Genomic DNA, 18,794 nt, shown 5'->3' on the forward strand with positions numbered 1-18,794 from the left:
GTCAGGCTCCGGTTGCCGCCGCTTGGGAAAAGCGGACGTAGCCGTTCTGCTCGAGCTCGTCGGCCAGCTCCGAACCGCCGGATTCGGCGATGCGCCCGCCGACGAACACGTGCACGTATTCGGGGTGGATGTAGCGCAGAATGCGGGTGTAGTGCGTGATCAGCAAAATGCCGCCACGCACCGGCTGGCCGGTGCCATCGTCCCAGCCGGTCTCCGCATAACGGTTCACACCCTCGCTGACCACCCGCAGCGCGTCGACGTCGAGTCCCGAGTCGGTCTCGTCGAGGATGGCGATCTTGGGCTTGAGCAGTTCCAGCTGCAGGATCTCGTGGCGCTTCTTCTCGCCGCCGGAGAAACCCTCGTTGACGCTGCGCTCGGCGAAGGCGGGATCGATCTCGAGCGAGCTCATCGCCGCCTTGACCTCTTTGACCCAGTGCCGCAGCTTCGGGGCCTCCCCGCGCACGGCGGTCGCCGCCGAGCGCAAGAAATTGGACACCGAGACGCCGGGCACCTCGACGGGATACTGCATGGCCAGAAAGATTCCGGCCCGGGCGCGCTCGTCGATGCTCATCGCCAGCACGTCCTGACCGTCCAGCGTGATGGAGCCAGAGGTCACCGTGTACTTGGGGTGGCCGGCGATGGCGTAGGACAGCGTCGACTTGCCCGAACCGTTGGGGCCCATCAATGCGTGTGTCTCACCGGATTTCACCGTCAGGTCGACGCCGTTGAGGATGGGGATCTCGCGCTCGGACTCGGCGGCGTTCGGGTTGACGACGCTGACGTGCAGATCTTTGATTTCCAAAGTGGTCATGAGGTTGCTGTTTCCGTCTTTTCCGTTATGGCCAGTTCGTGTTCGATGGCTGCGGTCAGGCGTTCCCGGATCTCGGGCACCGCGATCTTGGAGATGATCTCGGCGAAGAAGCCGCGGATCACCAGGCGGCGCGCCTGCTCCTCGGGGATGCCGCGGGAACGTAGGTAAAACAGTTGCTCGTCGTCGAAACGGCCGGTGGCGCTGGCATGTCCGGCCCCGATGATCTCACCCGTCTCGATCTCCAGGTTGGGCACCGAGTCGGCGCGTGCCCCGTCGGTCAGCACCAGGTTGCGGTTCACCTCGAAGGTGTCGGTGCCGGTGGCTTCGGCGCGGATCAACACGTCGCCGATCCAGACGGTGCGCGCGTCGGGCAGCGCGGAGTGCGGATCACCTTGCAGCGCACCCTTGTACAACACGTTCGACTTGCAGTCGGGCTGGGCGTGGTCCACCAGCAGCCGCGACTCCAGGTGCTGCCCGTCGTCGGCGAAGTACAGGCCGAGCAGCTCGACGTCGCCGCCGGTGCCCAGATACCGCACGTTGGCGGTCATCCGCACCACCTCGCCGCCGAGCGTGACGGCGACGTGGCGCAGCACCGCGTCCTTGCCTAGCTTGGCGTGATGCATGCTGACGTGCACGGCGTCATCGGCCCAGTCGGCGAGCCACACCACGGTGAGCCGGGCGGCGTCGTCGACGACGAATTCGACGTTGTCGGCCAGGGTTCCGCTGCCCCGCTGGTCGATGACGACGACCGCCTCGGCGAGCTCGGCCACCCGGATCTGCAGGTGCCCGTAGGCCACCGCGCCCTCGCCGGGCCCGTTGACGGTGACACCGATCGGCTCGGCGACTCGGGTGTCGCGCTCGACGGTGATCAGGGTTGCTGAGTTGAACGACGAAAACGCTTGGGCGGCAACCCGGTCGGTCGGTACGCCGCCCTGGCCGAGCCGCTCGTCGCCGCGGCGTACGGTCTCGACCCGCACGCCGGGCTGTTCGCTGACGCTGATCTCGGCTTTGCCGGTGGCGCGCGCCGAGCCGTCGTGCAGCCCCCGCAGCCGGCGCAACGGGGTGAACCGCCAGATTTCGTCGCGACCGTGCGGGACCTCGAACGCGTCCACATCGAACGAGGAGAACAGCTCCCCCTTATTCAATCCGGTAAGCGAACTCCCCTTCGACGGCTTCTCCAAAGCTGAAGTCACGTTGTCGGCGGTCATCCGACAGCGCCCTCCATCTGCAGCTCGATCAGGCGGTTGAGCTCCAGCGCATACTCCATCGGCAGCTCTTTGGCGATCGGCTCGACGAAGCCGCGGACCACCATGGCCATCGCCTCGTCCTCGGTCAGGCCGCGGCTCATCAGGTAGAACAGCTGGTTCTCGCTGACCTTGGACACGGTGGCCTCGTGGCCCATGGTGACGTCGTCCTCGCGGATGTCGACGTAGGGGTAGGTGTCGCTGCGGCTGATCGTGTCGACCAGCAACGCATCACATTTCACGCTGGAGCGCGATCCGTGCGCGCCCTTGTTCACCTGCACCAGCCCGCGGTAGGAGGTACGGCCGCCGCCGCGCGCCACGGACTTGGACACGATGTTGCTCGACGTGTTGGGCGCCAGGTGCAGCATCTTTGCACCCGTGTCCTGGTGCTGGTCCTCGCCGGCGAATGCCACCGACAACACCTCGCCCTTGGCGTGCTCGCCGGTCATCCAGACCGCCGGGTACTTCATGGTGACCTTCGACCCGATGTTGCCGTCGATCCACTCCATGGTGGCGCCGGCCTCGGCGCGGGCCCGCTTGGTGACCAGGTTGTAGACGTTGCCCGACCAGTTCTGGATCGTCGTGTAGCGAACGCGCGCATTGGGTTTCACGATGATCTCGACCACCGCCGAGTGCAGCGAGTCCGACTTGTAGATGGGCGCGGTGCAGCCTTCGACGTAGTGCACGTAGGAGCCCTCGTCGGCGATGATCAGCGTCCGCTCGAACTGGCCCATGTTCTCGGTGTTGATCCGGAAGTAGGCCTGCAAGGGGATGTCGACGTGCACCCCCTTCGGCACGTAGATGAACGACCCGCCGCTCCACACCGCGGTGTTCAACGCCGAGAACTTGTTGTCCCCGGCCGGGATCACCGTGCCGAAGTACTCCTGGAAGATCTCGGGGTGCTCGCGCAGACCGGTGTCGGTGTCGAGGAAGATGACGCCCTGGGCCTCCAGATCCTCGCGGATCTGGTGGTAGACCACCTCGGATTCGTATTGGGCCGCAACGCCGGCGACCAGACGCTGCTTCTCGGCCTCCGGGATACCCAGGCGGTCATAGGTGTTGCGGATGTCCTCGGGCAGGTCCTCCCACGAGGCTGCCTGCTTTTCCGTCGAACGCACGAAGTACTTGATGTTGTCGAAGTCGATGCCCTCCAGGTTCGAGCCCCACCCCGGCATCGGCTTGCGATCGAAGATGCGCAGCGCCTTCAACCGCGTCTGCAGCATCCACTCGGGCTCGTTCTTCTTCGCCGAGATGTCGCGAACGACGGCCGGCGACAGGCCGCGCTGGGCGCTGGCCCCGGCGACGTCGGAGTCCGACCAGCCGTAGCCGTACCGCCCCAGCGAGGCGATCGCCTCTTCCTGAGTCAGCGGCGCCGTAGCCGTCTTGCTGGCCTCGGGGGTGAGTGTCATCGAGACGCTCCTTTGATGCTCGTGGTGTCGGTCATATGGCGCGGGCTGGGCGCCTGAGTCAGGGGTACGTGCGTGGTGCAGGCGCAGTCGCCGTTGACGATGGTCGCCAACCGCTGGACGTGCGTCCCCAGCACCTCGGCCATGGCGTGCTGTTCCGCCTCGCACAGCTCGGGGAATTCCTCGGCGACGTGCGACACCGGGCAGTGGTGCTGGCAGATCTGCACGCCATGGATCGGCCCGCCGACCTGCGCGGTGGTGGTGACGTAGCCGGCCTTGGTCAGCGCGGTGGCGATCCGGTCGGCCGTCGCCTCGACGTCGGTGTCGGCCGCGCTGTCGGCCGCGGGAACGTCGGCCAAAATGGTGTCGATGCGCCGCCGGGCGAAGGCCTGCACCGCCTCTTCACCACCGATCTCGCGGAGCTGCCGCATGGCCGCGGCCGCCAGGTCGTCGTAGGCGTGGTCGAGCTTGGCCCGCCCGGCCGCGGTGAGCCGATAGCGCTTGGCGGGACGCCCGCGTCCCACCTGCTGCCACGCCGCGGGCGCGGTCGACTCGGCGTCGCCGGCCTCGATGAGGGCGTCGAGGTGGCGGCGCACGCCGGCGGCCGCCAGACCCAGCCGGCCACCGATCTCACCGGCGGTGATCGATCCGGACTCCAGCAGCAGGCGCACGATCGCGCGGCGGGTGTGACCATCCGGCACCGGTGCGCCGACGTCGGCCATGCCGGGAGCGACGCCGCCGCCCCCAGTGGCCCCATCGGGGCTGGTTCGGATTTTCACAACACCAGTGTGACGCAATTCCGGGGATCGGTCTAGCAAGGGTCCCCTCTGTACGCGTTGCACTGGTCACACCGCCGAGTCGGCTCACCGCGGGGGCTACGCTGCTCTGATGGCAGCCCGCCACCACACGCTGAGCTCATCGATCGCGAGTCTGCACGGCGATGAGCAAGCAGTGGGCTCGCCGCTGAACGATACCGAGCTCACCGCGCTGCGCCGCACCCGCCTGTTCGGCGCGACCGGCACCGTGGTGATGGCGATCGGCGCGCTCGGCGCCGGGGCCCGGCCCGTCGTCCAGGACCCCACGTTCGGGGTCCGGTTGCTCAACCTCCCATCGCGGATCCAGACCGTGTCGCTGACCATGACGACCACCGGCGCGGTGATGATGGCGCTGGCTTGGTTGATGCTCGGCCGGTTCGCCCTGGGGAGTCGGCGGATGTCGCGCGGCGAACTGGACCGAACCCTGCTGCTGTGGGTGCTGCCGCTGCTGATCGCCCCGCCGATGTACAGCAAGGACGTCTACTCGTATCTGGCGCAGAGCCAGATCTCGTTGGAAGGTCTGGACCCGTACCGGGTGGGGCCGGCTTCGGGACTCGGCCTGTCCCATATCTTCACGCTGTCGGTACCGACGCTGTGGCGCGAGACGCCCGCACCTTATGGCCCGCTGTTCTTGTGGATCGGGCGCGGCATCTCGGCGATCACCGGCGAGAACATCGTCGCCGCCGTGCTGTGTCACCGGCTGGTCGAGTTGCTGGGCGTGGGACTGATTGTCTGGGCGACGCCGCGGCTGGCCCGGCGCTGCGGCGTCGCCGAGGTCAGCGCGCTGTGGTTGGGAGCAGCCAATCCGCTGCTGATCATGCACCTGGTGGCCGGCGTGCACAACGAGGCGCTGATGCTGGGCCTGATGCTGGCCGGCGCCGAATTCGCGTTGCGCGGCGTCGATGCACCTCGGTTGCTGCCCGCGTCGTGGAAGCGGTTGGGCCCGGACTGGGAGCCGCTGGGGATGCTGGTCGCCGGCGCCGTCCTGATCGTGTTGTCGTCGCAGGTGAAGCTGCCCTCCCTGCTGGCGCTGGGCTTCGTCACAATGGCGCTGGCCCACCGCTGCGGTGGGACCCTGCGCGCGCTGCTGCTGACGGGCGGCGGCATGGCGGCGTTGTCGCTGGCGGTGATGGCACTGGTGGGCTGGGCCAGCGGCCTCGGGTTCGGCTGGATCTACACGCTGGGCACCGCCAACGTGGTGCGGAGCTGGATGTCGCCGCCCACGCTGCTGGCACTCGGCACGGGGCAGGTGGGAATCCTGCTGGGCCTAGGGGACCACACCACGGCGGTACTGGGGCTGACCCGCGCGATCGGGGTGCTGATCATCACGGTGATGGTGGCCTGGTTGCTGCTCGCCGTTTTCCGCGGCCGGCTGCACCCGATCGGCGGACTGGGTGTCGCGCTGGGCATCACGGTGCTGCTGTTCCCCGTCGTGCAGCCCTGGTATCTGCTGTGGGCGATCATTCCGCTGGCCGCCTGGGCGACCCGCACGGGCTTCCGGGTGGCGGCCATAATCATCAGCTTGGTCGTCGGGATCTTCGGCCCGACCGCCAACGGCGACCGGTTCGCGCTCTTCCAGATCATCGACGCCACCCTGGCCAGCACCGTCATCGTCCTCGCGCTCATCGGGCTGACGTATACCCGAATGCCGTGGCGCCGCTCCCCGGTCCAGGGCGCCGAGACCGACGGCCGACCCGTCAGCGGCACGAAGGTGACGCCGGCCACACCGTCGCCCCCCCAGCCCACGCCGGCGCGCGACGCCTACGCTGATTCCACGTGAGCTCGGCCTTTCCAGAATCGCGCGTATCTCCTGAAGCAGTGGTGCGGCTGCGCGGGGTCACCAAGAAATACGGATCCGGGGCGACGGCCGTGGACGCCGTCTGCAACCTCGACCTCGACGTGCACGCCGCCGAGGTGGTGGCCCTGCTCGGCCCCAACGGCGCCGGGAAGACGACGACGGTCGAGATGTGCGAGGGCTTCGTGCGTCCGGACGCCGGCACCATCGAGGTGCTCGGCCTGGACCCGATAGCCGACAACGCGCGGCTGCGCACCCGCATCGGGGTGATGCTGCAGGGCGGCGGCGCCTACCCCGCGGCCCGCGCCGGAGAGATGCTGAACTTGGTGGCGGCCTACTCCGCCGACCCGCTGGACCCGGCGTGGCTGCTGGACACGCTCGGCCTCACCGACGCCGCCCGCACCACCTACCGACGACTCTCCGGCGGCCAGCAGCAGCGTCTGGCGCTGGCGTGCGCGCTGGTCGGCCGCCCCGAACTGGTGTTCCTCGACGAGCCCACCGCCGGCATGGACGCGCACGCCCGACTGCTGGTTTGGGAGCTGATCGACGCCCTGCGCCGCGACGGCGTGACGGTGGTGCTGACCACCCACCAGCTCAAGGAGGCCGAGGAGCTCGCCGATCGGCTGGTGATCATCGACCACGGAGCCATTGTGGCCTCCGGTACGCCCACGGAGCTGATGCGCAGCGGGGCGAAGGACCAGTTGCGATTCAGCGCGCCGCCGCGCCTCGATCTGTCGTTGCTGTCTTCCGCGCTGCCGGAGGACTACAAAGCCACCGAGGTGACGCCGGGTGAGTACCTGGTCGAGGGGCACGTCGACCCCCAGGTGCTGGCAACCGTCACGGCGTGGTGCGCCCGGATCGACGTCCTGGCCACCGACCTGCGCGTCGAGCAACGCAGCCTCGAGGATGTGTTCCTCGACCTCACCGGCAGGAAGTTAAGGCCTTGACGCACAACGAGACTGGATCGAACGCCTTCCCCGCGGGCATCTTCGCTCCCGACCCACGGCCCAGCGCGGTGCCGAAAATGCTCGCCGCGCAGTTCGGTTTGGAACTCAAGCTGCTGCTGCGCAACGGCGAACAGCTGCTGCTGACCATGTTCATTCCGATCACGCTGCTGGTCGGGCTCACGCTGCTGCCGCTCGGCGCGTTCGGCCAGCACCGCGCGGCGACCTTCACGCCGGTCATCATGGCGCTGGCGGTGATCTCGACGGCGTTCACCGGTCAGGCGATCGCGGTCGCCTTCGATCGGCGCTACGGCGCGCTCAAGCGGCTCGGCGCCACCCCGCTTCCGGTCTGGGGCATCATCGCCGGCAAGTCACTCGCGGTGGTCACCGTCGTGTTCCTGCAGGCAATCCTGTTGGGCGCCATCGGTTTTGCGCTGGGCTGGCGACCCACGCCGGCGGCCCTGGTGCTGGGCGCGGGCGTCATCGCACTGGGTACCGTGGTCTTCGCGGCGCTGGGCCTGCTGCTCGGCGGGACGCTGCGCGCGGAGATCGTGCTGGCGGTCGCCAACCTGATGTGGTTCGTCTTCGCGGGCCTTGGCGCGCTGACGCTGGAGACCGGGATCACCCCGACGGCGGTCAAGCTGGCCGCGCGGCTGACCCCCTCCGGCGCGCTCACCGAGGCGCTCTCGCAGGCGATGACGATGTCGGTGGACTGGTTCGGTGTGATCGTGCTCGTGGCATGGGGCGCGGTGGGCGCGCTGAGCGCGCTGCGCTGGTTCCGCTTCACCTGACGTCGGCCTCCGTACTCCTTCGGGCGGGCCGCCGGCCGGCTCGACACATAAACCACGCACACGACGCGCCGACGCGGACATGCATGGTTTATGTCTCGGCGCGACCGGCCGTACTACAGGCCGTAGTTTTCGGTGCCTTAGGATCGGGCCGTGGTTGGACGGACGCTGTTGCGCTTGGTGGATCTGCTGCCCAACCCCAGCCCGGGCGTGCAGCGCCTGATCGCCGGGGCCGTCATCCTCACCCAGGGCGGCATCGCCATCACCGGCGCGATCGTCCGCGTCACGGCCTCGGGTCTGGGCTGCCCCACCTGGCCGCAGTGCTTTCCGGGCAGCTTCGTTCCGGTGGCCCACGCCGAGGTGCCGCGCATCCATCAGGCCGTCGAATTCGGCAATCGCATGGTCACCTTCGCCGTGGTGATCACCGCTGCCCTGGCCGTGCTGGCCGTCACCCGGGCGCGGCGGCGGCGCGAGGTGCTGGTCTATGCCTGGCTGATGCCGGTGTCGACCGTCGTGCAGGCGGTGATCGGCGGCATCACCGTCCGCACCGGGCTGCTGTGGTGGACGGTGGCCGTTCACCTGCTGACGTCGATGACGATGGTGTGGCTGGCGGTGCTGCTGTACGTGAAAGTCGGTGAAGCCGACGCCGGAGCGGTTCGTCAGCGAGTGGCCAGGCCGCTGCGCGCGCTGACCGCACTGTCCGGCCTGAACCTGGCCGCGGTGCTGGTCACCGGCACGCTCGTGACGGCCGCCGGGCCGCACGCGGGTGATCGAAGCCCCACCCGGACCGTGCCCCGGCTGAAAGTCGAGGTCGACACCCTGGTGCACCTGCACTCGTCGCTGCTGATCGCCTACCTGTCGCTACTGGTGGGGCTTGGCTTCGGGCTGCTGGCGGTGCGTGCCGCCCGACCGGTGCTGCTGCGGCTCGCGGTGCTGCTGGCACTGGTGCTCGCTCAAGCCGCGGTCGGCACCGCGCAGTACTACACCGGAGTGCCCGCCGTGCTGGTCGCCCTGCATGTGGCCGGGGCCGCGGCGTGCACGGCGGCCACCGCGGCGCTATGGGCTTCGATGCGAGAGCGGGCCGAGACCGAGCCGCTCGCAAGCTGACTCCAACGCCAGGGCAAACCGGAGCTGGGCGAGTTCGCGGGCCGCGGTGTCCAGCCGGCGCCAGCCCAACGACGGCGCGACCACGTCGAGCCCGACGAGGCGGTCACCGGCCACGTCGGCGCGCGCGTAGAGCAGCTCCCCCGCTGCGATGCCGGCGCGCCCGGCGGCCGCGGCGAGCGCGGCGTGGCCGAGATCCCACGATTCGAACTCCGGCTCGACCGGCCAGGCGTGCGACTGCTCGCCCCCCAGGAAGATCAGTGCCGTTTCGGGCGTTGCGTCGGGCCCGGTCGTCGGCACCCCGTCCGCCTCGAGGTCGTGCAAATACCGCTCATCGAGGTTCCACGCCACCACGCTGGGCGGGTTGAGCAGGTGGGGTACGCGGCGTGTCCAGGCAAGGAATTCGGCGCGCCGATCCCGGGTGCCCACAGCTCGCAATATCACCAGATCTGCGCTGGCGGTTTCCGGGTCGTCCCAGGGCAGCCAGCGCGCGTGCAGACCACGCCGGCGTAGCTCGCCCACCAGGCCGGCGTCATCGCCCGTCCTGTCCGCATCGCCGCCCGGCCCCGCCAGCACGATGCGGGGATGGAAGACGTCCGGGCGGGCGAGTTTCATGCCCGGGCATGATAAGCACATGCACGCAATCGAAGTGAGCGAGACCGGCGGCCCCGAGGTGCTGCGCTACGTCGATGCGCCCACACCGACGCCCGGACCGGGTGAGGTCCTGATCAAGGCCGAGGCCATCGGCGTCAACTACATCGACACCTATTTCCGCTCCGGGCAGTACCCGCGGGAGGTGCCGTTCATCCTCGGCTCGGAATTGGCCGGCACCGTCGAAACACTGGGCGACGGCGTCGACGGGCTCGACGTCGGCGATCGCGTGGTCAGCGCCGCGGCGTCCGGCGGGTATGCGGAATACGCTACCGCCCCAGCGCATTTGACCGCTGGGGTGCCCGACGGCGTGACCGCCGACGTGGCGGCCTCGGCGCTGCTGAAGGGGTTGACCGCCCATTATCTGTTGAAGTCGGTGTACCCGGTGCAGGCGGGCGACACGGTGCTGGTGCACGCCGGCGCGGGCGGCGTGGGCCTGATCTTGACGCAGTGGGCTCACCTGCTCGGTGTGCGGGTGATCACCACGGTCTCGACTCCGGACAAGGAGCGCCTGTCCCGCCAGGCCGGCGCCGACGAGGTGCTCCCCTACCCTGACGATCCCGCGGCGTTCGGCGAGCGGATCCGCTCGTTGACCGACGGCGCCGGGGTGGCCGCGGTATACGACGGCGTGGGCGCGACCACCTTTGACGCCAGCCTGGCCAGCCTGGCCATCCGGGGCACCATGGCACTCTTCGGTGCGGCCAGCGGACCCGTTCCGCCGTTCGACCCGCAGCGTCTCAACGCGGCCGGGTCCGTGTATCTGACCCGGCCGTCGCTGGCGCACTTCGTCCGCACCGCACAAGAATTCAGCTGGCGCGCAGAGGAACTGTTCACCGCGATCGCCGGCGGCGACATCACCGTCGAGGTGGGCGGGCGCTACCCGCTTGCCGAGGCCGCCCGAGCCCACCGGGACCTGCAGGGCCGCAAGACGGCGGGCTCGATCGTTCTGCTGCCCTGAACCGGCCTAGTCACAGGAGTCCCACCCGCCGCCGCCGCGGATGCCGTCATTTGTGCCCGCCTCTGCGCGACAACGTCCCCACGGGAACCGTTGTCGCTGAAAGGCAGGGGTGTCACCCGGCGGAGTGGGTGGGCCGAAGTGGTCGAAAGTCAGAACAAGTGCGGCAGGCCGATGGCGGAATCCACGGCCAGCGCGCAGAACACCACGGCCAGGTAGTTGTTCGACTGCAGGAACAATCGCAACGGCTTGACCGGCTCGCCGGCGCGGACGCCGGCGTACAGCTGGTGGGCCATCGCCAAGAACCACACCCCGGCCACCACGGCGACCGCCGCGTACAGCCATCCCGTCGCCAGCGCCAGCGCCAGCGTGGCCAGCACCGTCAGCCAGGTGTAGATCAGGATTTGCTTGGTCACCTGACGCTCGGTCGCCACGGCCGGCAGCATCGGCACACCCGCCGCTTTGTAGTCGTCCTTGTAACGCATCGCCAGCGCCCAGGTGTGCGGCGGCGTCCAGAAGAAAATGATGGCGAACATCACCAGCGCGGGCCAACCGATGGTGCCGGTAACGGCGGACCAGCCGATCATCACCGGCATGCAGCCGGCCGCGCCGCCCCACACCACGTTCTGCGAGGTGCGCCGCTTGAGCAGCAGGGTGTAGACGAACACATAGAACGCGATCGTCGCCATGGCCAGCAGTCCGGACAGCAGATTCGTCGTCCACCACAACCAGAAGAACGACGCCACCGTCAGCACCAGGCCGAGCACCAGGGCGTTACGCGTTGGCACCGCGGCGCGGGCCAGCGGCCGACGGGCCGTACGCTTCATCACCTTGTCGATGTCCGCATCGGCCACACAGTTCAGCGTGTTGGCGCCCCCGGCTGCCAGCATCCCACCGATCAGCGTGTTGACGATCAGCAGCGGGTTCACCGTTCCACGCTGGGCCAGCAACATCGCCGGGATCGCGGTGACGAGCAGCAATTCGATGACCCGCGGCTTGGTCAGCGCCAGGTAAGCCAGCACCGTGCCTTGCATTCGGCTTGGCAATCGGCTCGGCGCGACGCGCCCGCGAACGCTCACGCAATAACTCCTTGGGGTCGCAGCGGCGCGCAGCATCTACTACACACGATGGTAGACCGCGTTATGGCAATGGCCCGCCCGCGGGTCCAACACGGCTGATTTCTCTGGATTTCCGAACTGAATGTTAGACCGTTGCGACGGGCGCGTAATTTTCACATCTGCCGGCCGTGGGTACCCGAAATCCTGCGCTGCAAGAGCCGGCCCTCCCGCACTAGGGTGGAATTGATCAGCTCGATGACCCAAGGACAGAGTCTGTGACGACACTCGAAGAGATCTCCACGCTGACCCAACCGCACCTTCCCGACGACTGGTCCGAGCTCGACGCGGCCGCCGTCGACACGATTCGGGTGCTGGCCGCCGATGCGGTGCAAAAGGTCGGCAATGGCCATCCTGGTACGGCGATGAGCCTGGCGCCCCTGGCGTACACCTTGTTTCAGCGGACGATGCGCCACGACCCCAGCGACACCTACTGGCTGGGCCGCGACCGGTTCGTCCTGTCCTGCGGGCACAGCAGCCTGACGCTGTACCTGCAGCTGTACCTGGGTGGTTTCGGCCTGGAGCTGTCCGACATCGAGTCGTTGCGCACCTGGGGATCAAAGACCCCCGGGCACCCGGAGTTCCGGCACACCAAGGGCGTTGAGATCACCACCGGCCCGCTCGGGCAGGGACTGGCCTCGGCGGTGGGCATGGCGATGGCGGCCCGCTTCGAACGAGGGCTGTTCGATCCCGACGCCGCCCCGGGCACCAGCCCGTTCGACCATTTCATCTACGTCATCGCCTCCGATGGCGACATCGAAGAGGGCGTCGCCTCGGAGGCCTCGTCGCTGGCGGCCGTCCAGCAGCTGGGCAACCTCATCGTCTTCTACGACCACAACCAGATTTCGATCGAGGACGACACGAACATCGCGCTGTGTGAGGACACCGCCGCGCGGTACCGGGCCTATGGCTGGCACGTGCAGGAGATCGAGGGCGGCGAGAACGTCGTCGCGATCGAGGAGGCCATCGCCAACGCCAAGGCGGCCACCGACCGGCCGTCGTTCATCTCGCTGCGCACCATCATCGGCTATCCCGCGCCCAAGCTGATGAACACCGGTAAGGCGCACGGCGCGGCCCTGGGCGACGAGGAAGTGGCCGCCGTCAAGAAGATCCTCGGCTTCGACCCGGACAAGACGTTCGAAGTACGCGACGAGGTGATCGCCCACACCCGCAAGCTGGTGGACCGGGGCAAGGAAGCGCACGAGAAATGGCAGGCGGACTTCGACGCCTGGGCGCAGGCGCAACCCGAACGCAAGGCACTGCTGGACCGGTTGACGGCCGAGGAGCTGCCCGACGGCTGGGACGCCGACCTGCCGCATTGGGAGCCCGGTTCCGACCCGCTCGCCACCCGCAAGGCCTCCAACGAGGTGCTCAACGCGATCGGACCGAAACTGCCGGAGCTGTGGGGCGGTTCGGCGGACCTCGCGGGCAGCAACAACACCACCATCAAGGGCGCCGATTCCTTTGGGCCGCCGTCCATTTCGACCAAGGATTACACGGCACACTGGTACGGTCGCACGCTGCACTTCGGTGTTCGCGAACACGCGATGGGTGCCATCCTGTCCGGCATCGTGCTGCACGGCCCGACCCGGGCGTACGGTGGCACGTTCCTGCAGTTCTCCGACTACATGCGGCCCGCGGTGCGGCTGGCATCGTTGATGGACATCGACACGATCTACGTGTGGACCCACGACTCCATCGGCCTGGGTGAGGACGGTCCGACCCATCAGCCGATCGAGCACCTTGCGGCGCTGCGGGCCATCCCGAATCTGTCGGTGGTGCGGCCCGCCGACGCGAACGAGACGGCCTACGCCTGGCGCACCGTACTGGCCCGCGGCAATGGCAGCGGACCGGTCGGACTGATCCTGACCCGCCAGAATGTGCCGACCCTGGAGGGCACCAGCGCCGACGGTGTCGCCCGGGGCGGCTACATCCTGGGAGCGGACGGCGAAGAAGCCGGCCAAGACCCCGACGTGGTGCTGATCGCCACCGGCTCGGAGGTCCAGCTGGCGGTCGAGGCGCAGAAGTTGTTGGCGGACAAGGACATCGTGGCGCGAGTGGTTTCCATGCCGTGCGTCGAATGGTTCGAGTCACAGCCCGACGACTACCGCGACAGCGTGCTGCCGCCGACCGTGTCGGCTCGGGTGGCCGTCGAGGCCGGCGTCGCGCAGAGCTGGCACAAGCTCGTCGGCGACACCGGCAAGATCGTCTCGATCGAGCACTACGGCGAATCCGCCGACTACAAAACCTTATTCCGTGAATTCGGCTTCACCGCCGAAGCCGTTGCGGCCGCCGCGGAAGAAGTAGTGGATAACTGAGGAAAGGGTAATTCACATGACCGCTCAGAACCCGAATCTGGCGGCGCTGTCCGCCGCCGGTGTATCCGTCTGGCTTGACGACCTGTCGCGGCAACGGCTGGAATCAGGCAACCTGCAAGAGCTGATCGACACCAAGAGCGTCGTTGGCGTGACCACCAACCCGTCGATCTTCCAGAAAGCGTTCGCGGAGGGCGATTCCTACAACGACCAGATCGCGGAGCTCGCCGAGCGTGGCGCCGACGTCGACGCCACGATCCGCACGGTCACCACCGACGACGTCCGCAACGCCTGCGATGTTTTGAAGCGTGAGTGGGAGGCATCCGACGGTGTGGACGGCCGGGTGTCCATCGAGGTGGATCCACGCTTGGCGGCCGACACCGAGAAGACCGTCGCGCAGGCCGTCGAGCTGTGGAAGATCGTCGACCGCCCGAACCTGTTCATCAAGATCCCCGCCACCAAGGCGGGCATCCCGGCCATCACCACCGTTCTGGCCGAAGGGATTTCGGTCAACGTCACGCTCATCTTCTCCGTCGAACGGCACCGTCAGGTGATGGACGCCTACCTGGCCGGCCTGGAGAAGGCTCGCGAGGCCGGCCACGACCTGTCCAAGATCCATTCCGTCGCTTCGTTCTTCGTGTCGAGGGTGGACACCGAGGTGGACAAGCGGTTGGAGAAGATCGGCTCGGACGATGCAAAGGCGCTGGCGGGCAAAGCCGGTGTGGCCAACGCCCGGCTGGCTTACGCTGCCTACCAGGAGGTCTTCGAGGGCGGAGATCGCTTCGAGGCGCTCAAGGCCGACGGAGCCCGGGTTCAGCGTCCGCTGTGGGCGTCGACAGGCGTCAAGAATCCCGACTACTCCGACACCCTCTACGTCACCGAGCTGGTGGCGCCGAATACGGTGAATACCATGCCGGAGAAGACGATTGACGCGGTCGCCGACCACGGCGAGATCAAAGGTGACACGGTCACCGGCACCGCCGGCGCCGCGCAGGAAGTGTTCGACAAGCTTTCGGGGGTCGGCATCGATCTCACCGACGTTTTCAAGGTGCTGGAGAACGAAGGCGTGGAGAAGTTCGTGGATTCCTGGAACGAGCTGCTGGAGGAAACGCAGAAGCAGCTGGGTTCCACCTCCAAATGAGCCCAGCCCGCACCGCGCAACAATGGCATAACCCCTTACGGGACAAGCGCGATAAGCGGCTACCGCGAATCGCGGGACCATGCGGGATGGTGATCTTCGGTGTCACCGGCGACTTGGCCCGCAAAAAAGTCATGCCGGCGATCTACGACCTGGCCAATCGCGGTCTGCTCCCGCCCAGCTTCTCGCTAGTGGGCTTCGCCCGCCGGGATTGGAGCACCCAGGATTTCGGCAAGGTCGTGCACGAGGCGGTCAAGGAACACTGCCGCACGCCTTTCCGGCAGGAGAACTGGGATCGGTTGGCCGAAGGATTCCGCTTCGTACCGGGCGCTTTCGACGATGATGAGGCGTTCGGGCGGCTGGCCGAGACTCTGGACAAGCTGGACGCCGAGCGCGGCACCGGCGGCAACCACGCCTTCTATCTGGCCATCCCGCCCAAGTCCTTCCCGGTGGTGTGCGACCAGCTGCACAAGTCGGGATTGGCGCGCCCGCAGGGCAAGCGGTGGAGCCGGGTGGTCATCGAGAAGCCGTTCGGTCACGACCTGGAAAGCGCGCAGGCGCTGAACAAGGCTGTCAACGCGGTCTTTCCCGAGGAGTCGGTGTTCCGGATCGACCACTACCTGGGCAAGGAGACCGTCCGCAACATCCTCGCTCTGCGGTTCGCCAATCAGCTGTTCGACCCGATCTGGAACTCGCACTACGTCGACCACGTGCAGATCACCATGGCCGAGGACATCGGCCTGGGCGGCCGGGCCGGCTACTACGACGGCATCGGCGCCGCGCGCGACGTGATCCAGAACCATTTGATGCAGCTGCTGGCGCTCACCGCGATGGAGGAGCCGGTCAGCTTCAGCCCGGCGGCGCTGCAAGCCGAGAAGATCAAGGTGCTCTCGGCCACCCACCTCGCCGAGCCCCTCGACGAGACCACCAGCCGCGGCCAGTACGCCGCCGGTTGGCAGGGCGGCGAGAAGGTCGTCGGGCTGCTGGAGGAGGAGGGGTTCGCCAAGGACTCGACCACCGAAACGTTCGCCGCCATCACGCTCGAGGTGGACACCCGCCGCTGGGCCGGCGTTCCGTTTTACTTGCGCACCGGAAAACGCCTGGGCCGCAGGGTGACCGAAATCGCGCTGATTTTCAAGCGGGCGCCGCATCTGCCGTTCGATGCGACCATGACCGACGAACTCGGCACCAACGCCATGGTGATCCGGGTGCAGCCCGACGAAGGCGTCACGCTGCGATTCGGGTCCAAGGTGCCGGGCACCGCGATGGAAGTCCGCGACGTCAACATGGACTTCTCCTACGGCTCGGCGTTCGCCGAGGAGTCACCGGAAGCTTACGAACAGCTGATCCTTGACGTGCTGCTGGGCGAGCCGTCCCTGTTTCCGGTCAACGAAGAGGTCGAATTGGCTTGGGAAATACTCGATCCCGTCCTCAACAATTGGGCCGCCGACGGTAAACCGGAACCGTACGAGTCGGGCACGTGGGGTCCGGACTCCGCCTTCGAGATGCTGCGCCGCACCGACCGGGAATGGCGGCGACCCTGATGATCATCGATATGCCGGACACCACCACCACGGCGGTCAACAAGAAACTCGACGAACTGCGTGAAAGGGTCGGTGCCGTCGCGATGGGCCGGGTGCTGACCCTGATCATCGCGCCGGACAGCGAAGAGATCGTGGAAGAGTCGCTGGAAGCCGCGAACGACGCCAGCCATGAGCACCCCAGCCGGATCATCGTGACGATGAGGGGCAATCCGTATGCGGACAAACCGCGCCTGGATGCGCAGCTGCGCGGCGGCGGTGACACCGGTGCCAGCGAAGTCGTGGTGCTGCGGCTGTCCGGGCCGCTGTCCAGCCACGCCGCCAGCGTGGTCACCCCCTTCCTGCTGCCTGACATCCCGGTGGTGGTCTGGTGGCCCGATGTCGCGCCCGCGGTCCCAGCACAAGATCCGTTGGGCCGGTTGGCTATTCGACGTATCACCGACGCGACCAACGGGGTTGACCCGTTGGCGGCGATCAAGAGCAGGCTGCCCGGATACACCGCGGGTGACACCGACCTCGCCTGGGCGCGCATCACCTATTGGCGCGCGCTGCTCACCTCGGCCGTGGACCTGGCGCCGCACGAGCCGATCGAGTCGGCGGTGGTGTCGGGTCTGGGAACGGAGCCGGCCCTGGACGTCCTCGCGGGGTGGCTGGCCAGCCGCATCGACGGCCCGGTGCGCCGGGAGGTCGGCGAGCTGAAGATCGAACTGGTGCGCAAGAGCGAGACCATCGTCTTGAGCCGGCCGCAGGAGGGAAGAACGGCCACGTTGAGTCGAACGGCCCGACCGGACGCGCTACTCCCCTTGGCGCGCAGGGAAACCGGAGAGTGCCTCGCCGAAGACCTGCGTCGACTGGATCCCGACGAGATATACCAAACAGCGCTCGAAGGCATTGAGAAAGTGCAGTACGTATGAGTACCAGCATTGAGATTTTCCCGGATAGCCAGACCATGGTCGACGCCGCCGCCGCGCGACTGACCGATACCATCGCGAACGCCGTGGTGGCGCGGGGCCGAGCGCTCATAGTGCTGACCGGCGGCGGCAACGGCATCGGGTTACTGAAGTCGTTGGTGGGGCGAGAGATTGACTGGGCATCGGTGCATCTGTTCTGGGGCGACGAACGCTACGTCCCCGAGGACGACGACGAGCGCAACGACAAACAGGCACGGGCGGCGTTGCTGTCCCACGTCGACATCCCGTCCAGCCAGGTGCATCCGATGCCGGCCAGCGATGGGGAATTCGGCAATGATCTCGCCGCGGCGGCGCTGGCCTACGAGCAGCTGCTGGCCGCCAATGCCGCGCCCGGCGAACCGGTTCCGAATTTCGACGTGCACCTGCTGGGGATGGGCCCCGAGGGTCACATCAACTCGCTGTTCCCCGACACCCCGGCCGTGCTCGAGACAAGCCGCATGGTGGTGTCGGTCGACGACTCCCCCAAGCCGCCGCCGCAGCGAATCACCTTGACACTGCCCGCCATTGCCCGTTCCCGCGAAGTGTGGCTGATGGTCTCCGGCGGTGGCAAGGCCGACGCGGTGGCCGCCGCCGTCGGCGGCGCCGCACCCGTCTCGGTGCCGGCGGCCGGGGCGGTCGGGCAGGAGACCACGCTGTGGTTGCTCGACGAGGACGCCGCGACCAAGCTGCCGTCGCGGTCTTCGCGGCGCAGCTGACCGCACCCTCCGGCCGCCGAAGCGGTCCCGCGATTGGCCGCGCTTTCCACGTGGTGCACGCCTTCGGGCTCCCGCGCGCCCCGGCCGGGTCATAATGACGGACATGGCAGACAGAACCGTGCGCGGGGGGCAAGAGCGAAGCCGGATCAAAACGCTCACCCAGGCCGCGTTGAACGCCGACAAGACGGTGGAGCAGGTCGAAGACGTCCTCGACGGTTTGAGCACCACGATGAAGGAGCTCAGCAGTTCCCTTTCAGCACTGAACGCCACAGTCGAGCGCCTGGAGGCCGGACTGGATCACCTGGATGGCACCATGACCAGCCTTGATGACCTGGCCAAGCGGCTGATCGTGCTGGTGGAACCGGTGGAAGCCATCGTTGCGCGGGTCGACGACATGGTGCGGGTGGGCGAGACCATGATTTCCCCCCTCGCGGTCACCGAGCACGCGGTGCGCGGCTTCGTGGACAGACTGCGCAACCGGACCGTGCAGTAGGCGGTTGGCGGGA

At 67.8% G+C, this 18,794-nt stretch carries 17 protein-coding genes; 11 read left to right on the top strand and 6 right to left on the bottom strand.

Going from position 1 to position 18,794, the window contains the following annotated elements; translation table 11 throughout:
• Position 1: 1 nt before the first annotated feature.
• The 4 genes from sufC to AC5Y4F_RS13075 are packed head-to-tail and all read right to left on the bottom strand — an operon-like array spanning position 2 to position 4,240.
• Positions 2-811 carry a Fe-S cluster assembly ATPase SufC gene (gene sufC, locus AC5Y4F_RS13060; RefSeq protein WP_499997160.1) on the bottom strand — a complete coding sequence of 270 codons (810 nt, stop codon included), beginning with the start codon at positions 809-811 and terminating at the stop codon, positions 2-4.
• Complete coding sequence (sufD, locus tag AC5Y4F_RS13065; RefSeq protein WP_499997162.1) at positions 808-2,019, bottom strand: Fe-S cluster assembly protein SufD; 1,212 nt, start codon at positions 2,017-2,019, stop codon at positions 808-810. The genes sufC and sufD overlap by 4 nt, the downstream gene beginning before the upstream one ends.
• Positions 2,016-3,464, bottom strand: a complete 1,449-nt coding sequence (gene sufB / locus AC5Y4F_RS13070; protein WP_067940578.1) for a Fe-S cluster assembly protein SufB — start codon at positions 3,462-3,464, stop codon at positions 2,016-2,018. The genes sufD and sufB overlap by 4 nt, the downstream gene beginning before the upstream one ends.
• Positions 3,461-4,240 carry a helix-turn-helix transcriptional regulator gene (locus tag AC5Y4F_RS13075; RefSeq protein ID WP_067940581.1) on the bottom strand — a complete coding sequence of 260 codons (780 nt, stop codon included), beginning with the start codon at positions 4,238-4,240 and terminating at the stop codon, positions 3,461-3,463. Before AC5Y4F_RS13075 ends, sufB begins: the two co-directional genes overlap by 4 nt.
• A 109-nt stretch (positions 4,241-4,349) precedes the next feature.
• Between AC5Y4F_RS13075 and mptB the strand changes: the two genes are divergently transcribed.
• From mptB to AC5Y4F_RS13095, 4 genes are all read left to right on the top strand, one after another.
• Positions 4,350-6,056 carry a polyprenol phosphomannose-dependent alpha 1,6 mannosyltransferase MptB gene (gene mptB / locus AC5Y4F_RS13080; RefSeq protein WP_499997163.1) on the top strand — a complete coding sequence of 569 codons (1,707 nt, stop codon included), beginning with the start codon at positions 4,350-4,352 and terminating at the stop codon, positions 6,054-6,056.
• Positions 6,053-7,018, top strand: coding sequence for an ABC transporter ATP-binding protein (locus tag AC5Y4F_RS13085; RefSeq protein WP_499997165.1), 966 nt, complete (start codon positions 6,053-6,055; stop codon positions 7,016-7,018). Before mptB ends, AC5Y4F_RS13085 begins: the two co-directional genes overlap by 4 nt.
• 77 nt (positions 7,019-7,095) lie before the next feature.
• Complete coding sequence (locus AC5Y4F_RS13090) at positions 7,096-7,806, top strand: ABC transporter permease (protein ID WP_499997169.1); 711 nt, start codon at positions 7,096-7,098, stop codon at positions 7,804-7,806.
• Between the two features lie 174 nt (positions 7,807-7,980).
• Positions 7,981-8,910, top strand: a complete 930-nt coding sequence (locus AC5Y4F_RS13095) for a COX15/CtaA family protein (protein ID WP_499997456.1) — start codon at positions 7,981-7,983, stop codon at positions 8,908-8,910.
• Here the strand turns inward: AC5Y4F_RS13095 and AC5Y4F_RS13100 are convergent.
• Positions 8,860-9,522 carry a DcsG N-terminal domain-containing protein gene (locus tag AC5Y4F_RS13100; RefSeq protein WP_499997170.1) on the bottom strand — a complete coding sequence of 221 codons (663 nt, stop codon included), beginning with the start codon at positions 9,520-9,522 and terminating at the stop codon, positions 8,860-8,862. The genes AC5Y4F_RS13095 and AC5Y4F_RS13100 overlap by 51 nt on opposite strands.
• Before the next feature lie 19 nt (positions 9,523-9,541).
• Between AC5Y4F_RS13100 and AC5Y4F_RS13105 the strand changes: the two genes are divergently transcribed.
• The gene (locus AC5Y4F_RS13105) at positions 9,542-10,516 is read left to right on the top strand and encodes a quinone oxidoreductase family protein (protein ID WP_499997172.1); all 975 of its coding nucleotides are present in this window, start codon (positions 9,542-9,544) and stop codon (positions 10,514-10,516) included.
• Between the two features lie 149 nt (positions 10,517-10,665).
• Here AC5Y4F_RS13105 and AC5Y4F_RS13110 read toward each other — a convergent pair whose 3' ends face one another.
• A complete protein-coding gene (locus AC5Y4F_RS13110; protein WP_067936696.1) occupies positions 10,666-11,592 on the bottom strand; it encodes a heme o synthase in 927 nt (308 codons plus the stop codon).
• Positions 11,593-11,846: 254 nt separating this feature from the next.
• On the opposite strand from AC5Y4F_RS13110, the gene tkt reads away from it, so the two are divergent.
• From tkt to AC5Y4F_RS13140, 6 genes are all read left to right on the top strand, one after another.
• On the top strand, positions 11,847-13,946 hold the full coding sequence (gene tkt / locus AC5Y4F_RS13115) for a transketolase (protein ID WP_499997173.1): 2,100 nt from the start codon (positions 11,847-11,849) through the stop codon (positions 13,944-13,946).
• A gap of 16 nt (positions 13,947-13,962) precedes the next feature.
• Positions 13,963-15,084: a transaldolase gene (gene tal, locus AC5Y4F_RS13120; RefSeq protein WP_067936691.1), complete on the top strand. Its 1,122-nt coding sequence runs from the start codon at positions 13,963-13,965 to the stop codon at positions 15,082-15,084.
• Complete coding sequence (zwf, locus tag AC5Y4F_RS13125; protein ID WP_067936688.1) at positions 15,081-16,625, top strand: glucose-6-phosphate dehydrogenase; 1,545 nt, start codon at positions 15,081-15,083, stop codon at positions 16,623-16,625. The genes tal and zwf overlap by 4 nt, the downstream gene beginning before the upstream one ends.
• Positions 16,625-17,536: a glucose-6-phosphate dehydrogenase assembly protein OpcA gene (opcA, locus tag AC5Y4F_RS13130; RefSeq protein WP_067936719.1), complete on the top strand. Its 912-nt coding sequence runs from the start codon at positions 16,625-16,627 to the stop codon at positions 17,534-17,536. The genes zwf and opcA overlap by 1 nt, the downstream gene beginning before the upstream one ends.
• The gene (pgl, locus tag AC5Y4F_RS13135) at positions 17,533-18,288 is read left to right on the top strand and encodes a 6-phosphogluconolactonase (RefSeq protein WP_499997175.1); all 756 of its coding nucleotides are present in this window, start codon (positions 17,533-17,535) and stop codon (positions 18,286-18,288) included. The genes opcA and pgl overlap by 4 nt, the downstream gene beginning before the upstream one ends.
• Positions 18,289-18,382: 94 nt before the next feature.
• Positions 18,383-18,781: an ATPase gene (locus AC5Y4F_RS13140; protein ID WP_067936682.1), complete on the top strand. Its 399-nt coding sequence runs from the start codon at positions 18,383-18,385 to the stop codon at positions 18,779-18,781.
• The last annotated feature ends 13 nt before the right edge of the window (positions 18,782-18,794 follow it).

This window comes from Mycobacterium sp. NGS56 (assembly GCF_059812425.1).

Excerpts from the sequence above, each read along its gene's own strand:
- AC5Y4F_RS13100 (WP_499997170.1), bottom strand. The coding sequence starts at position 9,522 with ATGAAACTCGCCCGCCCGGACGTCTTCCATCCCCGCATCGTGCTGGCG.
- sufC (WP_499997160.1), bottom strand. The coding sequence starts at position 811 with ATGACCACTTTGGAAATCAAAGATCTGCACGTCAGCGTCGTCAACCCG.
- zwf (WP_067936688.1), top strand. The coding sequence starts at position 15,081 with ATGAGCCCAGCCCGCACCGCGCAACAATGGCATAACCCCTTACGGGAC.
- sufD (WP_499997162.1), bottom strand. The coding sequence starts at position 2,019 with ATGACCGCCGACAACGTGACTTCAGCTTTGGAGAAGCCGTCGAAGGGG.
- mptB (WP_499997163.1), top strand. The coding sequence starts at position 4,350 with ATGGCAGCCCGCCACCACACGCTGAGCTCATCGATCGCGAGTCTGCAC.
- sufB (WP_067940578.1), bottom strand. The coding sequence starts at position 3,464 with ATGACACTCACCCCCGAGGCCAGCAAGACGGCTACGGCGCCGCTGACT.
- AC5Y4F_RS13105 (WP_499997172.1), top strand. The coding sequence starts at position 9,542 with ATGCACGCAATCGAAGTGAGCGAGACCGGCGGCCCCGAGGTGCTGCGC.
- opcA (WP_067936719.1), top strand. The coding sequence starts at position 16,625 with ATGATCATCGATATGCCGGACACCACCACCACGGCGGTCAACAAGAAA.
- tal (WP_067936691.1), top strand. The coding sequence starts at position 13,963 with ATGACCGCTCAGAACCCGAATCTGGCGGCGCTGTCCGCCGCCGGTGTA.
- AC5Y4F_RS13140 (WP_067936682.1), top strand. The coding sequence starts at position 18,383 with ATGACGGACATGGCAGACAGAACCGTGCGCGGGGGGCAAGAGCGAAGC.
- pgl (WP_499997175.1), top strand. The coding sequence starts at position 17,533 with ATGAGTACCAGCATTGAGATTTTCCCGGATAGCCAGACCATGGTCGAC.
- AC5Y4F_RS13090 (WP_499997169.1), top strand. The coding sequence starts at position 7,096 with ATGCTCGCCGCGCAGTTCGGTTTGGAACTCAAGCTGCTGCTGCGCAAC.